Origin of the sequence: Gardnerella sp. KA00718 (genome assembly GCF_049244285.1) — a bacterium.
Taxonomy (GTDB): Bacteria; Actinomycetota; Actinomycetes; order Actinomycetales; family Bifidobacteriaceae; genus Bifidobacterium; species Bifidobacterium vaginale.
Genome location: NZ_CP058370.1, coordinates 1,005,247 through 1,021,513 on the forward strand (window position 1 = coordinate 1,005,247; position 16,267 = coordinate 1,021,513).

At 38.0% G+C, this 16,267-nt stretch carries 14 protein-coding genes and 2 pseudogenes; 6 read left to right on the top strand and 10 right to left on the bottom strand.

Annotated elements, in window-relative coordinates; genetic code table 11:
- Positions 1–553: 553 nt before the first annotated feature.
- Positions 554–1,165, bottom strand: a complete 612-nt coding sequence (locus HXT55_RS04055; RefSeq protein ID WP_004120505.1) for a CadD family cadmium resistance transporter — start codon at positions 1,163–1,165, stop codon at positions 554–556.
- 127 nt (positions 1,166–1,292) lie between these two features.
- On the opposite strand from HXT55_RS04055, the pseudogene HXT55_RS04060 reads away from it, so the two are divergent.
- Positions 1,293–1,403, top strand: a pseudogene (locus HXT55_RS04060) (conjugal transfer protein TraG); the annotation flags it as partial.
- A 111-nt stretch (positions 1,404–1,514) separates the two neighbouring features.
- On the opposite strand, the gene HXT55_RS04065 reads toward HXT55_RS04060, so the two are convergent.
- Positions 1,515–1,985 carry a GNAT family N-acetyltransferase gene (locus HXT55_RS04065; protein WP_004111719.1) on the bottom strand — a complete coding sequence of 157 codons (471 nt, stop codon included), beginning with the start codon at positions 1,983–1,985 and terminating at the stop codon, positions 1,515–1,517.
- A 640-nt stretch (positions 1,986–2,625) separates the two neighbouring features.
- Positions 2,626–3,273 carry a zinc ribbon domain-containing protein gene (locus HXT55_RS04070; RefSeq protein WP_004111742.1) on the bottom strand — a complete coding sequence of 216 codons (648 nt, stop codon included), beginning with the start codon at positions 3,271–3,273 and terminating at the stop codon, positions 2,626–2,628.
- A gap of 241 nt (positions 3,274–3,514) precedes the next feature.
- On the opposite strand from HXT55_RS04070, the gene HXT55_RS04075 reads away from it, so the two are divergent.
- Positions 3,515–3,715: a helix-turn-helix transcriptional regulator gene (locus HXT55_RS04075; RefSeq protein WP_004111744.1), complete on the top strand. Its 201-nt coding sequence runs from the start codon at positions 3,515–3,517 to the stop codon at positions 3,713–3,715.
- Between the two features lie 114 nt (positions 3,716–3,829).
- Here the strand turns inward: HXT55_RS04075 and HXT55_RS04080 are convergent, their stop codons facing one another.
- The 4 genes from HXT55_RS04080 to HXT55_RS04095 form a co-directional block, all read right to left on the bottom strand.
- Positions 3,830–5,482 (bottom strand): recombinase family protein, encoded by a 1,653-nt coding sequence (locus HXT55_RS04080; protein WP_050567752.1) that lies wholly within the window; start codon positions 5,480–5,482, stop codon positions 3,830–3,832.
- A gap of 71 nt (positions 5,483–5,553) precedes the next feature.
- Complete coding sequence (locus HXT55_RS04085) at positions 5,554–5,721, bottom strand: hypothetical protein (RefSeq protein WP_004121940.1); 168 nt, start codon at positions 5,719–5,721, stop codon at positions 5,554–5,556.
- Between the two features lie 18 nt (positions 5,722–5,739).
- The gene (locus HXT55_RS04090; protein WP_004121942.1) at positions 5,740–6,687 is read right to left on the bottom strand and encodes a phage major capsid protein; all 948 of its coding nucleotides are present in this window, start codon (positions 6,685–6,687) and stop codon (positions 5,740–5,742) included.
- 418 nt (positions 6,688–7,105) lie between these two features.
- Positions 7,106–9,430 carry a phage/plasmid primase, P4 family gene (locus HXT55_RS04095; RefSeq protein WP_004121944.1) on the bottom strand — a complete coding sequence of 775 codons (2,325 nt, stop codon included), beginning with the start codon at positions 9,428–9,430 and terminating at the stop codon, positions 7,106–7,108.
- Between the two features lie 311 nt (positions 9,431–9,741).
- On the opposite strand from HXT55_RS04095, the gene HXT55_RS04100 reads away from it, so the two are divergent.
- Positions 9,742–9,954, top strand: coding sequence for a helix-turn-helix domain-containing protein (locus HXT55_RS04100; protein ID WP_004121956.1), 213 nt, complete (start codon positions 9,742–9,744; stop codon positions 9,952–9,954).
- Positions 9,954–10,244: a DUF5960 family protein gene (locus HXT55_RS04105; protein ID WP_004121959.1), complete on the top strand. Its 291-nt coding sequence runs from the start codon at positions 9,954–9,956 to the stop codon at positions 10,242–10,244. Before HXT55_RS04100 ends, HXT55_RS04105 begins: the two co-directional genes overlap by 1 nt.
- Before the next feature lie 117 nt (positions 10,245–10,361).
- Here HXT55_RS04105 and msr(D) read toward each other — a convergent pair whose 3' ends face one another.
- The 3 genes from msr(D) to HXT55_RS04120 form a co-directional block, all read right to left on the bottom strand.
- Complete coding sequence (gene msr(D), locus HXT55_RS04110; protein WP_000420313.1) at positions 10,362–11,825, bottom strand: ABC-F type ribosomal protection protein Msr(D); 1,464 nt, start codon at positions 11,823–11,825, stop codon at positions 10,362–10,364.
- Between the two features lie 119 nt (positions 11,826–11,944).
- On the bottom strand, positions 11,945–13,162 hold the full coding sequence (gene mef(A), locus HXT55_RS04115; protein ID WP_421792537.1) for a macrolide efflux MFS transporter Mef(A): 1,218 nt from the start codon (positions 13,160–13,162) through the stop codon (positions 11,945–11,947).
- Positions 13,163–13,547: 385 nt separating this feature from the next.
- The gene (locus HXT55_RS04120) at positions 13,548–13,718 is read right to left on the bottom strand and encodes a hypothetical protein (RefSeq protein WP_000873143.1); all 171 of its coding nucleotides are present in this window, start codon (positions 13,716–13,718) and stop codon (positions 13,548–13,550) included.
- Between the two features lie 556 nt (positions 13,719–14,274).
- Here HXT55_RS04120 and HXT55_RS04125 point away from each other — a divergent pair.
- Together HXT55_RS04125 and HXT55_RS04130 are read left to right on the top strand one after the other, a co-directional pair.
- A pseudogene (locus HXT55_RS04125) lies at positions 14,275–14,445 on the top strand (hypothetical protein); the annotation flags it as partial.
- 372 nt (positions 14,446–14,817) lie between these two features.
- Entirely contained in the window at positions 14,818–16,245 is a 1,428-nt protein-coding gene (locus tag HXT55_RS04130; RefSeq protein WP_338030053.1) for a type I restriction enzyme endonuclease domain-containing protein, read from the top strand.
- Positions 16,246–16,267 lie beyond the last annotated feature (22 nt).

Below are 16,267 nucleotides of genomic sequence, written 5' to 3' on the forward strand. Positions count from 1 at the left end.
TAAGCCCCACGATATAGGAGAACGTTATAAAGTGACTTTTTACAATTATGCCATTTGAGTAACATCTCTTTTTGCTTGTATAAATTTTATTATCATGTTTTTTGCGTGATAAATAATTATGCAAACTATACTGTATATCCTCACTTCACAGGGTGGGTGCAAAGTGGCGAATCGACTTGCATGATCGATTAAAACATAATTCGCGAATGCACTTCGATTCGCTGAGCTTGCTCAAAGTTGAAAGCACAGTGTGCTTTCAACGCACGCGAAGTACGTTAACATCCTGTGCACTCGACCCTATAGCGTTGATATCTTCCCTCAAACAGCCAAACTGCGCTCAAAAACCGCGAGAAGTAAGCTTAAAGCCGCTTCGCATTAAACCTTTTAACGATAGCCCTCGCAAACCCCTGCTACACAAGGGCAAATTTGCACCCACCTAATCAGCCTCCTGCATCTGATAGCACAATCAAGCGCCGTGACGGTGGGAAGCACCACTTATTTTTCTCGTTTGAGTTTGAACATAAAAATAGCAGATAAAGGGAAGGAAATGAATTTACACCACTTTTAGGACTTGACCTATGAAATAATTAATAGTTCCATTTTCAATCAATATATAAAGACCGAGTCCAATAAACACGACAGGTACAATTACTTTTTCGTACTTTTCCACAGTCTCTCCGATAGCAGAAATTGAGGCGAGATTTTGAGATAATTTGCATAGAATCAAAATCCCTAAGGCAAATATTACTAAACTTATACTAATCTCAATCAAACTCTTTCCTGTAAAATAGGGGATATAAATTCCTAAATTATCTCCACCCATTGCCACTGTTAAACTTGTAAATGCTAAGATTTTTGATCCATCTCCGGTAATTTTCCCCTCGATATCTTCTTCATCAATATCTTCATCCACAAAAATTGCTCTTATACCAAGACCTAGCGGAATTAGACCAAGGAGTCCGATAATCCAATCTTGTGGAATAAAATTTAAAAAGTAAGCGGCAATAAGACTAGCCAGTACAAGCAGTCCTGTACCTAAATACTGCCCTACATAAATTGATTTCAAACCTTTCTTTCCTTGACTAGCGAATAAAATAGTCAAAACAACTAAGTAGTCAATGGATGTAGAAACAAAAACTAATAAAGCGGATACTATTGTTTCCATTATTTCTCCTTTCAAAATGTTAAATTTTTTAGACAGGGGGGTACAAAGTGGGTGCACTTTTTAACGTTAACATCCTGTGCACCCGACCCTAGAGCGTTGACATCTTCCCTCATACAGCCAAACTGCGCTCTTAGAAGATTATGACAAGAAGAATGTGTTTGATATTGAAGAATATATAAAGAGAAAAGGCAAAGTTAAGCTTAATAGAAATACTGTAATTACAAGATTAAACGAGTAAACACTAGGTATGTCTTATCGACATGTTCGTATGCAGAAACATATCCATGAACCTTTTAACAATTATCTCTGCCTATCGTTAAAAGGTCTCAAGCAAATAAACTTAGAGTTCTCACACTCCTAGATATTTAATATATATTTGACACGGATTCCACTCATCCCATAAAGTTGGAAAACATTCCAATTCTTTATATCCCATCGCGATATAAAAATGATTTGTAATATCATATTCTTTGTAGTGTCCCATCTGAACAGTTTTTACCTGTGAGTATGTGTAACCCATCTTCCTTGCCATAGCTTCGTATGCTTTGTTAAGTACCGAGCCAACTCCCATTCTATGGAATTTCTTTTTTATACCCATCACAAAAATCTCTGCACAATCCTTGCTGGTTGCGTTTAACACAATAAACCCAACAAGTTTATCATTAATATAACAAGCAAGAAAAGGCTTTTCCTGTGAATCTTGAATATATTCTTCTGTACTTTCTGGCATTCCAAACCATTCTTGAAGATCATACAATACTTCTCTAGATACAGATTCCTTTTCTAGTTTATTCTCAATTTCTTTTACTTTTATATTCAATCCAGTCCTCCACAAACTCTAATTTATTCTTGTCATCAATACTAGAGCCTCCGCCGTCGAATCTTTCCAATCGAAGCTTCCTATTCGGTCGCTTCTCTTGGAGATTCTTGACATGAGACCTACCTCTGCTTCGCATCGATTAGCTTTGCTAATCGCGCGATAGCAGGGTTAGAGTTTCAACGTTGATTGACATTCCCCACTTCACAGGGTGGGTGCAAAGTGTGTGCACTTTTTAACGTTAACATCCTGTGCACTCGACCCCATAGCGTCGATATCTTCCCTCAAACAGCAAAATCACACTCAAAAACCACAAGAACCCAGCTTAAAGCCGCCACGCATTAAACCTTTTAACGATAGACCTCGCTAAGCCTTGCTACACAAAGGCAAATTTGCACCCACCTAATCAGCCTTTGACATCAATACGACAGTCTCGACGTGGATTGAGAGAACTCCTAGTATAGCTACACTTTTTTGAGTGCACACTATGTATACTGGGTGCACTTTTTAACGATAGGAAAAGCTATCGTTAAAAGGTTTAAGATTGGCTTGATAACTTGGTTTTTGAGCATAAAAACAGCCTAGAGATGATTCCCCTAGGCTGAGTTTTGTAACATTTCAAATGCTCACATTCTTTTGGCTTTTACGATGCCCTTTCAATATCCACACTAATCTCTGATTTAAAAGTTACGCTGAACTTGTCCTCGTAAACTTTTATTTTCTTGATGTACTTTCTTACCAGCTTCTCATCATACTCACTAAGCTCGTGACGCTCACTTTTCAGAAAATCTTCCATTTCTCTGATTCGTCTTTTAGCATCTTCTTGACCTGCTTTTTCTATAAGAAGCTGCTGTTTCTTAACTTTAAGCTCATCAATCTCATCAGCTATTTTCGTGTAGTCTTTTTTAGCTTTAAGCAAGGTTAGTAGTATCGCTTGTTTGTCTGCGATTTTTTTATCAACCGTCTCAATCTCACTTAAGTTGTTGCCCGCAATAATTTCTCTAATATTATTCTTCAACGTATCCAATACTTCATCCGGTATACTAAACACCTTGTTTATGGCTTTCACTGTAGCAGACTGCAGTTCGTTCTCTTGTACTGTCGGAGCATCACAAGCACTAGGACCATTTTCCCATCTGGTACAACAACGCCAAACAACAGAACGCACTCCTCGATTGTTCCAAGCAATTCTTCTGTAAACATCCCCGCATTTAGAACAAACACATAAGCTGGATAAAGCGTACTTACTGGAATAAACTCTTCTTTTTTTATTCTCCTCACCACTAAACATGTTGGCTCGTCTTACCATTTCTTCTTGAACTTTAAAGAAAATATCTCTTGGAATAATCGAAGCGTGGCTATCTTTTACATAATACTGTGGTTCTGTTCCATCATTTTTTATACGAACATGGTTAATAAAATCTATCGTCTTTTTAGTTTAAGAAATTATAAAAAAGCAAAGTACGCTTGACAAAAAAAGCAAAGCGAGCTATACATTATATGTAAAGTTAACTTGCTGTTGAAGGAGGAAAATGAAAAATACAATTTTTCGATTAAGAAAACAGCATAAAATAACTCAAGAAGAATTGGCAAATGAAGTTGGAGTTACAAGGCAGACCATAACTTCCATTGAAACTGGGAAGTATATAGCGTCACTGCCTTTGGCTTTTAAAATTGCTAAGTTTTTTGATATGAGTATTGAAGAAATATTTAGTATAGAAGAGGATGATTAATATGAACAAATTAGAAAAATATAAAAAAGAAATAGGATTTAGGGGCATTCACTTAGGGATTTAATTCCTAAAAAATTATCGGCGTAATCGGTATTACTACCGGCTACGCCGATTTTACTTATGGAGTGGAATATCAACTGCACCTATGTAATTCCACTGTATCCATATGGTTTGTTTCTTGGTTCTTGTACCTGCTACCTTTTCAGATTTTTCAACATAAATCTTATCTACAAAGGTTCGAATGATCTCTGCATTAAGTTCTTGTATATCTGTGTATTGTCGTACTAATTTCAAGAAAGAATCCACGTTGAGACATTCCTCTTGCGCTTTAGAAATAAAGGCTTCAAGGGATTCAATCTTGCTTTTCAGTTCAGCTTGTTCCTTGTCGTAGGACTCAGACATGCTCTTAAATCGTTCATCAGAAATTTTACCGTCTAAGTTGTCTTCATAGAGATGCTGAACAATTGTGTCAAGTTTGCTAATTCTTGCTTTTGCTTGCTCGAGTTCCCTATTAGAGGACTTTAACTTTTGGGTTAGTTCTTTCTCGCTTTTCTTCATCACAAGTCCCACGAACTCTTCTTCGTGCTGTTTGGCAAATGAAGTAATCATTCGTAGCTCGTGAAGCAGTATTGCTTCGATCTGAATATTTCTAATTTGATGTGATGAGCATTTGCCTTTTTGCTTACGATATGTAGCACAGACAAAGTATTCTTTATCATGGCTCCAACCTTTTCCTCGAACCTGATAAAGCTTGTTACCACAATCCGCACAAAATAGCATTCCCGATAACACCGGCATCTCTCCAAGATTGGTACGCACTCGTCTACCATCTCTTATACGTTGAACAATATCAAAAGTTTCCTGGTCAATAATTGCTTCGTGTGTGTTTTTGAAAATTAGCCAGTCTTCTTTGGGATTCAATAATGTTTTCTTGCACTTGTACGATTTCTTTCTTGTTTTGAAATTGACCGTATGCCCAAGATATTCTTGCTTTTCAAGCATATTAGAGATAGTTTTTTGATTCCAGACTCCCTTAATCTCCGATTTCGCGGAAGGAATTTTAATACCAAGAGAGAAAAAATGCTCAGAAGGTGTTGGAATATTCCTTTTGATTAGCTCATTGGCAATCTGGCTAGGCCCATACCCATTAACGCAGAGTCTAAAGATTTCACGCACTACACTGGCAGCTTCTTCATCTACAATCCAATGATTTTTATCTTCAGGATCCTTAAGATATCCGTAAGGAGGATTGATGCAGAGCGGCTTCCCACTTTGTCCTTTTGCTTTAAACACAGCTTTTATTTTTCTGCTTGTGTCTTTAGCATAAAACTCATTGAAGATGTTGATGAAAGGTGTCATGTCGTTGTCTGACTGATTATTGCTATCTACGCCGTTATTTATTGCAATAAAGCGAATATCAGCGTTAGGGAATACCATCTCTGTATACATACCAACTTGCAGATAATCTCTACCCAAGCGTGACATGTCCTTGACGATAATGGTTCCAATCTTTCCTTCGTCAATGAGAGCAGTTAATTTAAGCCAATCAGGTCGCTGGAAATTAGTACCCGAGTAGCCATCGTCTACAAAGAACATAAGATTGTTGAAATGATTATCCTCGGCATACTTTTTCAGCATGCTCTTTTGATTGATAATGGAATTGCTGTCACCTTGTAATTCATCGTCTTTGGATAAACGGCAGTAAAGTGCCGTTATCTTGCCTACATTATCTAGAGTATAAGAAGGCTGTCTATTTAGTTTATTCATCTGTTTTTCCTCCTTTCCGACAGCCTTCAAGCGGTCAGTATATATTCCCGTATAACTCAGAATTTATCAAGTTATTTAGCTTCTATTACATGGTTTAAATTGCTTAAAATAAGGTGTTTGATTAGGTCTTTGACACCTTTCTGAGCACTCTTGCTTTCAAGAGAGTTAACCGTAAATTCAGTATTTCCGATTCTTAACACTTCGGTTTTTACCGGTGTATCCTTAATTTGTTCATCCATGCATTTTGACCTCCTTGTTTAAGAAAGTTGCAATACTTTAATTGCTTCAGGATGTACCAGTTTCCCATCCAAATACTCAAAAGAGAGGTAACCTATCTGGTCTATAAGAGAAAATATTTCGTTTAGAACCTTGATGGTTGGGTTATGGCGTTCGATAATCCAATAGTTGGAAAAATCACCAAAGGCGATAACTTTTGCTCCCTTTTGCGAAGAAGGCATGGCATTGTCAATGACCACAGGTCTGCCCATTAAGTTGCCATCAAAATCAGGTAGGATGTATGCTCCGGTAGTGTCCTTTAAGGTTTGAAGATAAAGAGCAGTTTCATCATTCATAAGCCACGTGGCATTTTCTCGATACTTACTATCTAGCGAGAAGAATAAATGTTTGATGGTATCTGCGGAAATCTCTTTTGCTTGCACAGCAACCTCAGCACCTGATGTATCTGATAAAATTCCTGTCGGCTTAGTTATCCCATCGCCATTTATAAAAGCTTCCGACTCACTCAATGTAAATTGCTTTGTCAGTTCGCTTGTGATGAACTCTTCGATATCAAAGTCAAGATCAGCTGTAAAATCCGTACCCAAACGAATAAGGTTAACTAGGGTATAATCCGTTACATCAATACGCTTAAAGCCATCTTTAATAGGCATATGCGTAATGATATTCGCATCATAATCTTTCATCCATTTAGTGAACGGTGTACCTTCATAGATGAACAATTTGCTTGATTGCGAGTGTGCTTTTACCACTGTACACAGTTTTCTAAGATTACTTTTGTTTGCAAGTTTTGCTTCGAGTTTTGCTAGAGAAGAAGTCGGCAAATCATAGGCACCTGTATGAATGTGGCGCAGTTTTCCTGCAATATTGTTCGCATTACCATTTGCGTCGCGCAGTACGTTCCAAAACGTGTTGTGGTAGTCCTGACTTGCTAGTTTCATTTCTTTTTCAATATCTCTGTTAATCATAATTGTTAGTTCCTTTCATTACTGTTTTCTGCAATTACTGCAGTAATTTGCTTGATTTTGCCCATTTACCCTTTTGAATTCGCTGTTTTTGCACGCAAGACCCTGCGCCCGTTCCCGAAGGGGTACTCTTTAGAGATTTGACCCCCCCTAGGGGGTTAGGTTCAGAAAGTAGTATGCGAATAAATTTCTAACAGCACAGTACCTAGGCAGGTTTTCTTTCTTCAATGTTGTCAAAAAGCTGAAATCATTTCAGTATTTTGATTTGTGCATGATAGTATTTCTTCTTCATGTTCAACACAGGTTTGCGATACGAATTACGCAATCATAGGCACCACCTCCTTAAACGTGGCATGATGTGGCAGTTAAATTTCGTTATTGCCTTATAGGGTTATATGGGGATATAGGTTATTAACTGCCACTAGTTGCCACTTAAAAAATCGCTAAACTCACTTTTAAGCCTGTAGCCTTTAAGAAGCGTGGTTTTTTCTCCGCCTGTCTTGGGACGCTTTCTTACAACCTCGGCAAATTTTCTTAATTCCTGATTGAAGTTTCTGCTGTTCTCAGAAAAACAGCCGTTATCAATGCACCACTTCTTGTAGTGGTCGTATACAACTGCCGTTCGAATCTCAGAGCTCTGGTCTTTAACGAGTACATCTTCAGCAAACTGTGCCATCTTGTCACTGTCGTGGGCATAACTAAAAATGGCATCAAGAACGCTATTAGGCGGCTTAAAGCCTTCATCTCGGAGGTGGGTAAAGCCTTCAAGAAGCCAGTTTAAAATGGCACTTTGCACCTCTTTTTTAGAAAACTCCGCCTTTAAGGTTTTATCCTGTTCCCACGCTTCAAAATGCCTGTTAAAGGGAATAATCTGCATGCGGTCGCTACTAAACACTGTCATATCGCTGATGACGGGCAGATAATTGGTGTTCACGTACAGTTTGAACTGTGGTTTAAAGTCAAAACTGTTCTCATGCAGGAATCGAGCGTTTAAGGTATCACTTCCCGTCATGTATTTAACTTGGGCTGAATTAAGGAATAGTCCTCGGCTCGGCTCAGATATATTGGCAAAGCGAACACCGGCAAGGCGTGCTACATCCTCGGTCGGCTGTGAGCTATTAGGGTTCTTCTTTAGAGCAATGGTTTCCGCGCGTACCGCTTTTCCGTAATCGCCCATCACAGACAGAACGCTTTCCATGAGTGTGCCTTTACCGTTTCTTGTGCTTTCTCCAAAAAGAAAGAACATGCACTCATAGCGTGTATCACCGCTTAACGCATAGCCTAATGACTTTTGAAGATACAAGGCTTTCTCACAATCTCCGCTCATAATTTCATCGACAAACTGGCGAAAACGTTCACTTCTTGCCTTCGGGTCATAAAACACAGGTGATACTTTGGTAATAAGATCTGTTGCTAAGTGCTTGCGAAATACACCGTGCTGAAGGTCTAAAGTTCCGTTTTGGCAGTTAAATAGATAAATGTTCTTATCGAACGCTTCCATCGAAATGGGGTAAACGCTTTGAGCTTCCTTGATATAAATCTCACGGTTACGACGGCTGCTCCATTTGTTCCAATACTCAACAAGCATGGAACGGGTTCTCTCGTCTTTAATGACACCAGCATAACGTATAAGAGAAAGAGCTAAATCCTTGCATAGTTCCATCGTTTTAAGCGTTCCAATATCGCAAGTCCAACGTACACCATCGAAGATGAACCACATTTTGCGCTCCGGTACATAGTGCAGAATGTTTTGGAAAATATCAGCAAACAATCTGCCATTACCTAAATCACCGTTGCGATATCGTATATTTTCATCAGGCTTTAGTTCCTGTAATTTAGATAAGAGATCATCAAAGTCTTCCTCAGCACTTGCATTATGGAAAGGCTCATAGAAGGTATGACATTTAGAAACAGCTTTCTGAATGGTTGTGTTGCCATAAGTATCCGCGCCACGGTGTTCATCCCACTTAGGACGGAATAAAGCAGACTTACGAAAAAGTCGGTCTATTTGCTCCTTGTTACCGCCACAGTAAAAGGCAAGAATAGACACAAGCGCGGCATCTGCTTCGCTATGAGAAGGGTAAGCCGAAATGTCACCATGCCAAAGTGCTGTAAATTTAGCTCCATTTATGGCGTTGCCAGCTTTTTCAATAACAGATGTATCGCTTAAATATGACCTTGTACACGCGTTATTTTCTTTTTCATGAGTGTTTATGTTTCGCTTCATGTACGTGTCTAAAAGCCACATGATGGCTTCATCGTCTTCTAAAAGCTCGCCTTCCTGATACACGTCGCCCGTAACTGTTAGATAGCGATTCGTAGCTAGAGCGCTGTAAACCTCAATATCCCCATGCTTGATGTAATAAGACTTTTTATCGTATGCGCCGTTAAACAGAAGCAAGATATGAAAGCCATGCTTACTTGGGCTGTATTCGATATAAGCGTGCTTGAAATGGGCAATAATCTCTTTTGCCCAGTCTTTAATGATGCCATTATCGATGCAGTGGTCTAAATCGATGCCTAAGAGGTTATCAACAAGCTTTATACCAATTCCGTCGTATTGGTCTTTTACTTTCATGGCATCATCAAGCGAGGTGAAATCGCTTAAGTTGTCTGTAGCTGCTTTCTTTCCCGTTATGGGGTTATAAGGCGGCTTAGTGAGCCTACCGTTTTCTTGCTGCTCGTACTTCCATGAACAAAAGATATTCTTGTTCTTTAGTGCTTTTGGCAGTTTCTCTAGATCCATATTTGATCCTCCTTTTCTAGAAGGCTTATCCCTTCTACATCACAGGCAAAAGAAAAAGCCGACTTTTTAACCTGTCTTAAAAAGTTTTTTTGGTCTTCTACTTGGTAGCCATGAAAGAGGGTGTAATCTGACGGTTTTAGAAAAAATTTTTGACAATAAAAATCTCCTAAGCATTCATTAGGCATTTGCCTTGAATGAATAGCAAAGGAGACTTTTTTAATCTGCTATATTCCGGAGTGGCTAGCTCTTTATATCGTTGATATACTCACAGAATCGTGATAATATTTAACTATTAAAATAAGGAGGGAATTATGGCTGTTAGTTATAAAAAACTATTACATCGCATGATTGAAGAAGATATTTCCAATCAGGACTTAATGAGAATGAGCAATATTTCCGCCAACATTATTACGAAACTACGCACTGGGCAATATATATCACTGGAAAAAGTGGAAGGTATCTGCACAGCTTTACACTGCACGCCCAACGATATTTTGGAATTTATAGCGGAGGATGAAAAGTAATGGCTAATAATCAAAAACTGGAACTTACGTGGCTTGGTAAGGATAAAGAAATCAAAATAGAGCCTAGGATTCTAGTTGAGGATAAAGAAAAATCAAACTGCAAAAATGATCCTAATACAGAAAACATGCTCATACATGGAGATAACCTACTCGCACTAAAAGCGTTAGAAAACAAATATGCAGGTAACCGCGATCACTTCTTCATATTTGAAGTAAGTACCGTAGATGAGAATCCGCTAATCTATCATTATACATATAAGAAAACTACAATATATTTAGCAGAAAAATAGGAGCAGTTCAATTGACTGTTCCTATTTTTAATATTCATAAAATCTAAAGTCTTTATACTCTTTAACAATGGAGTCGCCAACCAGAACAGACTATACTGACCAGCGACTACCTTAAATTTAATGTTTCAGATTTATTTTCTTATCTCTAATTTCATAAACTACATCTGCTACATTTTCGAGTAATCGTTTATCGTGGGTGATAAACACGATAGTTCCGGTGTACTCCTTCATTAGTATTTCCAAAGCCTCTAAACTTGGTATGTCAAGGAAGTTACTGGGTTCATCCATTATTAGGATGTTATATCTACCCATGAGCATTTTAGCAAGCAACAATTTTATAATTTCTCCACCGCTTAAAACAGATAAACTTTTTCCAATATCGTTCTGTTTGAACCCCATAGATGCTAGCACTGAACGAATTTCTGATATATTGTAGTCACAATCCTTCTGCATAAACTCCATAACATTCTGATTACTGTTGTACTTGTAACCATTCTGTGCAAAGTAACCTATTTTTGCCTTAGGCGAAATAGAAATTCCTTCTTCATGGTTTAAGATCATTTGGATTAAAGTTGTTTTTCCGATTCCATTACCACCAGTTAACGCCACTTTTGCTCCTAACGGAATTTGAAAAGATGCATTTTCAAACAGAGCCTTATCCCCAAATACTTTATTAATTTCTGCACCGACTATAGGGTATGGATTATGGAGCTCCAATGCTTTACTTTGCCTGAAACGAATTCTGCGAATGCCTTCCGGAGCTTCTACTTTTCCTAAGGCCGCAATCCTGTGCTCTAGGGTTTTAGCAGCATTATACATCTTTTTTTCCTTACTTCCTATTGATTTTTGATGAGCTAAACGCCCTCCGTCTTCAGTACTTTTTTTCTTTGAAGAACCTTTTGCCTTCTGTTCTATTTTACGAGCCTGTTTTCGCTTTTCCTCCGCAGCCCTTTCCAATCGGGCACGTTCCGCAATAAATTGTTCGTATTCTGCAGCTTGGCTCTTACGTTCTTCCTCTTTCTGACGAAGATAATCAGAATAGTTTCCCCAATACTCAGTGATTTTGCCATCTTTCAGTTCCCATATTTTATCTACTATTTCATCAAGAAAATAGCGGTCATGGCTAATAACTAACAGTGCACCTGTAAAATATTTTAGCTGTCCTATTAGAAAATCAATTCCTTCACGGTCTAAATGGCTCGTAGGTTCATCCGCTAAAATACCATGAACCTGTGCCGATAAGGCCTGTGCTATTTTAAGCCTTGTTTCTTCACCACCGCTCATAGTCTGTATATTTAATTGCTCAACACCTAGCTTGCCTACAAGTGCAAAATCTTTTTCCTCCTGCAGAGTTACTTCGTCCAACTGGGGAATATAGGCAAGTTCACCCAGACGATTCATTTTACATCCTGGGGGAGTTAATTCTCCTAAAAGTACCCTGAGTAAAGTGCTTTTTCCAGCACCATTTGCTCCTACTAAACCAATACGGTCATAATCATATACTTCTAATTCATTTATATCTAAAACATCGCGTCCTTTGAATTCCACACGAATGTCTTTTGCTTTTAATATTAATTCCATAACATTTCCTCCTGTCTATAATCGCATGCTTTCATTTGCTTGTATGCAGGGAAAACCCTGCGATTTTAGCAGGAAGAGTTACATGAAAATAAGATACATAAATATTCCTCCAATATTGTTTATTTTAAATCTAATTTTCTAACCTCAGTTATCATTTGGCAAACTATAGCAATGCCAATAATTAAAATACCTGATAGTAAAAACCAATGATTTACACCGATTTTATCAGCAAAGAATCCAGAAAGAATTAACCCAATTGGCATAGCAAGTGACATGATACTTCCGATCAAAGAAAATACACGTCCTAAATATTCAGGCTTAATTTTCTCCTGAAAAAGAGCTGTTTGCACACCGCTATAAAATGGCACCGAAAGCCCCATTATTGCACAGCAAACTACGAATATTACAAATCCATTTGGAGGAAGTATTCCCGAAACGGCTAAACTGGTCCCCATTATAAAAAATGAACTTGTTATTAGTAATACATGCTTTTCGAAGCCCCCTAATCTTCCTAATAATAAGCCTCCTGCTAGCATCCCAAATGCAAAGGAAATTTCCGTAATAGAAATATGCACAGGCGTTCCATTAAAGTGTTCCATGCTTATTAAAGGAAATAGTGCATTGATTGGCATATAAACAAAAGTATATAGTGTTCCTAAGAGTAATAAGGCAAACAATCCTTTGTTTTGTCTCAGAACCACAACTCCTTCTTTCATCTCCCTTATGAAATTTGGTTCTAAACTTTGCACTTGATTACCCAGCTTAGGTATACGTACAATTGCTACCGTAATAGATGCAATCACAGCACCCAATACGTCGATGGCAATAATAGCATTTAAATCCCAAACGGAGTATAAGAGTGCTGCAACTGCCGGACTAACAATATAGCTTATAGACTGCAAAGACTGACTATAGCCTGCGCATTTCGTTAGCTGTTCTTCTGGTACTAAAAGTGGTGTAACCGCATTGAGTGCTGGGGTATGAAAAGCTGTTCCAATGCTACGGATAAACAATACTATCATAATCATCCAGACAGGTAGCTCCATACAGAATGCAACAATAGGAAGCACTGCACCAGCTGCTGCGATAATTAAATCGGCACCAATCATTATCTTCTTCCTATCATGACGATCCACTAGCACACCAATGGCAGGTCCCAAAATCGCATAGGGTAAAAAACCTACTAATGAAGCCATAGACAAGACCATCGCAGATCCTGTTTTTTCTGTAAGGTAAAAAATAATCGCCATTTGCAGGATGGCACTAGTGATTAATGATACTGCTTGCCCTGCCCATATTGCATAAAATTTTCGTTTCCAATTGTTGTATTTTTCCATTTATATTATCTCCTGCATATTATTTTGCTTGAATTTCTATTTTGAATAGCATTCTAGGCAATAAAAAATGCAGGCCAAACCCCACAATGTGGCTTTTGGTCTGCATACATACAATTTGGAAACATTCATATTAAAGACATAGTTAAATAAAGGTATAGTTAAATAACCAATATCCTCACCGTAACTAATGAATGCTCAATATCGTATAAATAAGCACAACAAAAAAGCCTATCATCGGGTATAGATTCTGCTTTTTTTATTGCCAGCTTATCTTAAACGCATTGAGGCTGTCATAGTTTCGGTTCCTCCTACATCTTTGTTTATATCAATTTATAGTATAACACAACAAGATGATATGTTCAATATAAAAGTTATGGAATGAGACTCATACTTCCAATTCGATGCCAGATTTAAAGGATATGACGAAGTTTTCTTCATAGACTGTAACGCTCTGGATTATCTTCCTTAGTAGCAAGCGATTAGCTTTCACAAAATCTTCTGTTTGTAGTTTTAAAAATTCATCAGGATTTTCTAACTCAACCTCAAAATATTTCATTTTACATTCCCTCATTTCATTTATTGATAAATTGAGTTTGCAAAAAAGAGTGGACAATTTTTGTCTACTCTTAACCTTTAAAATAGTTTTTTTTTAATCGATTTGAAGTTGCCTAAATTATTACTTATTCGGTAAAATGAAGTATTGCTTTCAACAGATTTCCTTCAACTACACTTCACTTGATTCAAACAAGGTGGGTACATTTCTATTCCCACAAACTCCTTGTCAATGGAAACAAACACGTACCCACAGGGTAAATGGAAATAGAAACTGATAATTTCTAGCTATCACTTCTACTCATTCCAAAAATTTTCTCACTCTGATACTTACCCACCATAAAGCAAAAAGCCTTGCAATCAAGGCTTTCATTATCCCTTTCGTTCAAAGGTTTCTAAGCTTTTACGAGCAGAGCGACACACTCAGCGGTTCGCTATCTCCGTTCTGTCTGCGTGCTAGCACTTGTCAATCACGGACAGCTATCGCATGGGCGGAAGTAAATGCTAATCTTCGTCGTTTTACTCCTTGACTAGCAAACTTACCGCCTCAACATGCTACGTTTGTAGGTTTCACAGGAACTCCTATTGCCGAAACATATCAGACCTTTGGTCAGGAAATTGATAGATACACTATGGATCAGGCGGTCGCAGATGGACTAACTGTTTCTATTAAGTATCATCCTCGTATTGCCAAGGTGTTACTTGATAAGACCAAAGCTAAAGAAATTGAAAATTACTATAAAAAGTGTGCCGATGATGGTGCAACGTATGATGATATTGAAGCCAGTAAACGTGCAATGAGTTCTATGGAAGTTATCCTTGGCGAGCCTTCTCGCTTGGAGAGGCTTGCTATAGATATTCATGACCATTATATTTCATCTTGTGATAGTGACCCAGATAGAATTCAGAAAGCAATGATTGTCTGCTCTAGCAGAAAAATTGCATATTCACTTCTTTTGAAATTCAAGGATAAATATCCGGAATGGTTTGAAGAAAAGAAAACTCCTGACGGAGTTACTGCAACAGATGAAGAACTTAAAGAATTAAAGCCTATGCCATTTATGGCTATGGTATCGAGTGTTGGAAGTAATGATGAAGCTGAGATGTATAACTATCTTGGTGGAGTTAAAAATGATAAACGTTGCGAAGAACTGGATGCAGCCTTTAAACAGGAAAAGTCTAATTTCCATATTGTTATCGTAGTTGATATGTGGATTACGGGATTTGATGTTCCGTCACTTACATATTTATATAACGATAAGCCTTTGAAGAAGCACTTGCTGATTCAAACTATCAGTCGTGTAAACAGAAAATATCCCGGCAAAGAATATGGTATGGTTATCGACTATATTGGCATTCGCGATAATATGCGTGAGGCCATGAAGGTTTACGGTGGTGATACATCAGTTGCTCCCACATCGGATGACGTTGAGCAGGCTACCTCTGCATTCAGGGAGGAGATTGAAATACTTAAAGCACTGTTTACAGATTATGACTTAGCTCCATTCCTTAATACGAAATGTGACCCTGTTGAAAGATATAAATTACTTTCCAAAGCGGCTGAGTATGTCTTTACATCAGCACAGGTCTTGCAGACAGAAGGAAACGGAAAAACTAATCAGGTCTCATTTAAGACATATTTCTTAAAGTCTGTTAAGAGAATGAGAAGTGCTTTTGATATTTGCCAACCTTCTGGAAATCTGGGCGAAGAAGAATCTGCGCTTGCACAGTGCTTTATGGCTATAGCAGGCTTCGTTCGTAAAATGAGTGGAACCAGCGATGTTGATGCTGAAACTATGAATCTTGTGGTATCAAAGATGGTTGAAGAGGCATTAAAATACAATAAGGTAGAAAGTGTTCTTGAAAGTGGCGAGGAAGAAGATATCTTCTCTCCTGAATACTTTGAAAAATTATCAGATGTAGAAATGCCTGCTACAAAGTTAGAATTACTTATCAAAATGCTCCGTAAGCAAATAAAGGAATATGGCAGGGTTAACCAATTAGCAGCGAAATCTTTCCAAGAAATGATTGAAAAGACTATTGATGAGTACCATGAAAGACGTAAGCACCTTACTGCTGAAGAAGCCGGGGCAACACAGGAAGCTGCCTCAGAAGATATTATTAAGGCTGCAACTGAACAAGCTTTAGTGATACTTCGTCAGATGAACGAAAATCGTGAGAGTTTCCGTAAAATAGGATTAACCTTTGAAGAAAAGGCATTCTATGATATTTTGATTGCTCTTCGTGACCAGTATAAGTTTGAATATGGCATTGACAAAGAAGTTAACGGTGTTGTGATAAACGATAAATGCAAGACACTTGCTAAAAAAGTTAAGGAAATAATAGATACCGAGTCTTCATTTGTGGACTGGCTCAACAATCAGAATGTGCGTAATCAGTTAAAATTGAAGATAAAGATTTGTTTGGTTAAGAACGGCTATCCGCCACAGTATAGTCCTGAAGTGTTCACAAAGGTGATGGAGCAGGTAGAAAATTTTGAGGAGCATTCTGAAACAACTTCAGAAAGTTAGATTATTCCTTTTCCTTATTGCT

Bases quoted from the DNA above. Each gene is read 5' to 3' on its own strand.
- HXT55_RS04130 (WP_338030053.1), top strand. From the start codon at position 14,818: ATGTATAACTATCTTGGTGGAGTTAAAAATGATAAACGTTGCGAAGAA.
- HXT55_RS04105 (WP_004121959.1), top strand. From the start codon at position 9,954: ATGGCTAATAATCAAAAACTGGAACTTACGTGGCTTGGTAAGGATAAA.
- HXT55_RS04055 (WP_004120505.1), bottom strand. From the start codon at position 1,165: ATGGAAACAATAGTATCCGCTTTATTAGTTTTTGTTTCTACATCCATT.
- HXT55_RS04120 (WP_000873143.1), bottom strand. From the start codon at position 13,718: ATGAAATATTTTGAGGTTGAGTTAGAAAATCCTGATGAATTTTTAAAA.
- HXT55_RS04095 (WP_004121944.1), bottom strand. From the start codon at position 9,430: ATGGATCTAGAGAAACTGCCAAAAGCACTAAAGAACAAGAATATCTTT.
- HXT55_RS04100 (WP_004121956.1), top strand. From the start codon at position 9,742: ATGGCTGTTAGTTATAAAAAACTATTACATCGCATGATTGAAGAAGAT.
- HXT55_RS04075 (WP_004111744.1), top strand. From the start codon at position 3,515: ATGAAAAATACAATTTTTCGATTAAGAAAACAGCATAAAATAACTCAA.
- HXT55_RS04085 (WP_004121940.1), bottom strand. From the start codon at position 5,721: ATGGATGAACAAATTAAGGATACACCGGTAAAAACCGAAGTGTTAAGA.
- HXT55_RS04090 (WP_004121942.1), bottom strand. From the start codon at position 6,687: ATGATTAACAGAGATATTGAAAAAGAAATGAAACTAGCAAGTCAGGAC.
- HXT55_RS04080 (WP_050567752.1), bottom strand. From the start codon at position 5,482: ATGAATAAACTAAATAGACAGCCTTCTTATACTCTAGATAATGTAGGC.
- HXT55_RS04070 (WP_004111742.1), bottom strand. From the start codon at position 3,273: ATGTTTAGTGGTGAGGAGAATAAAAAAAGAAGAGTTTATTCCAGTAAG.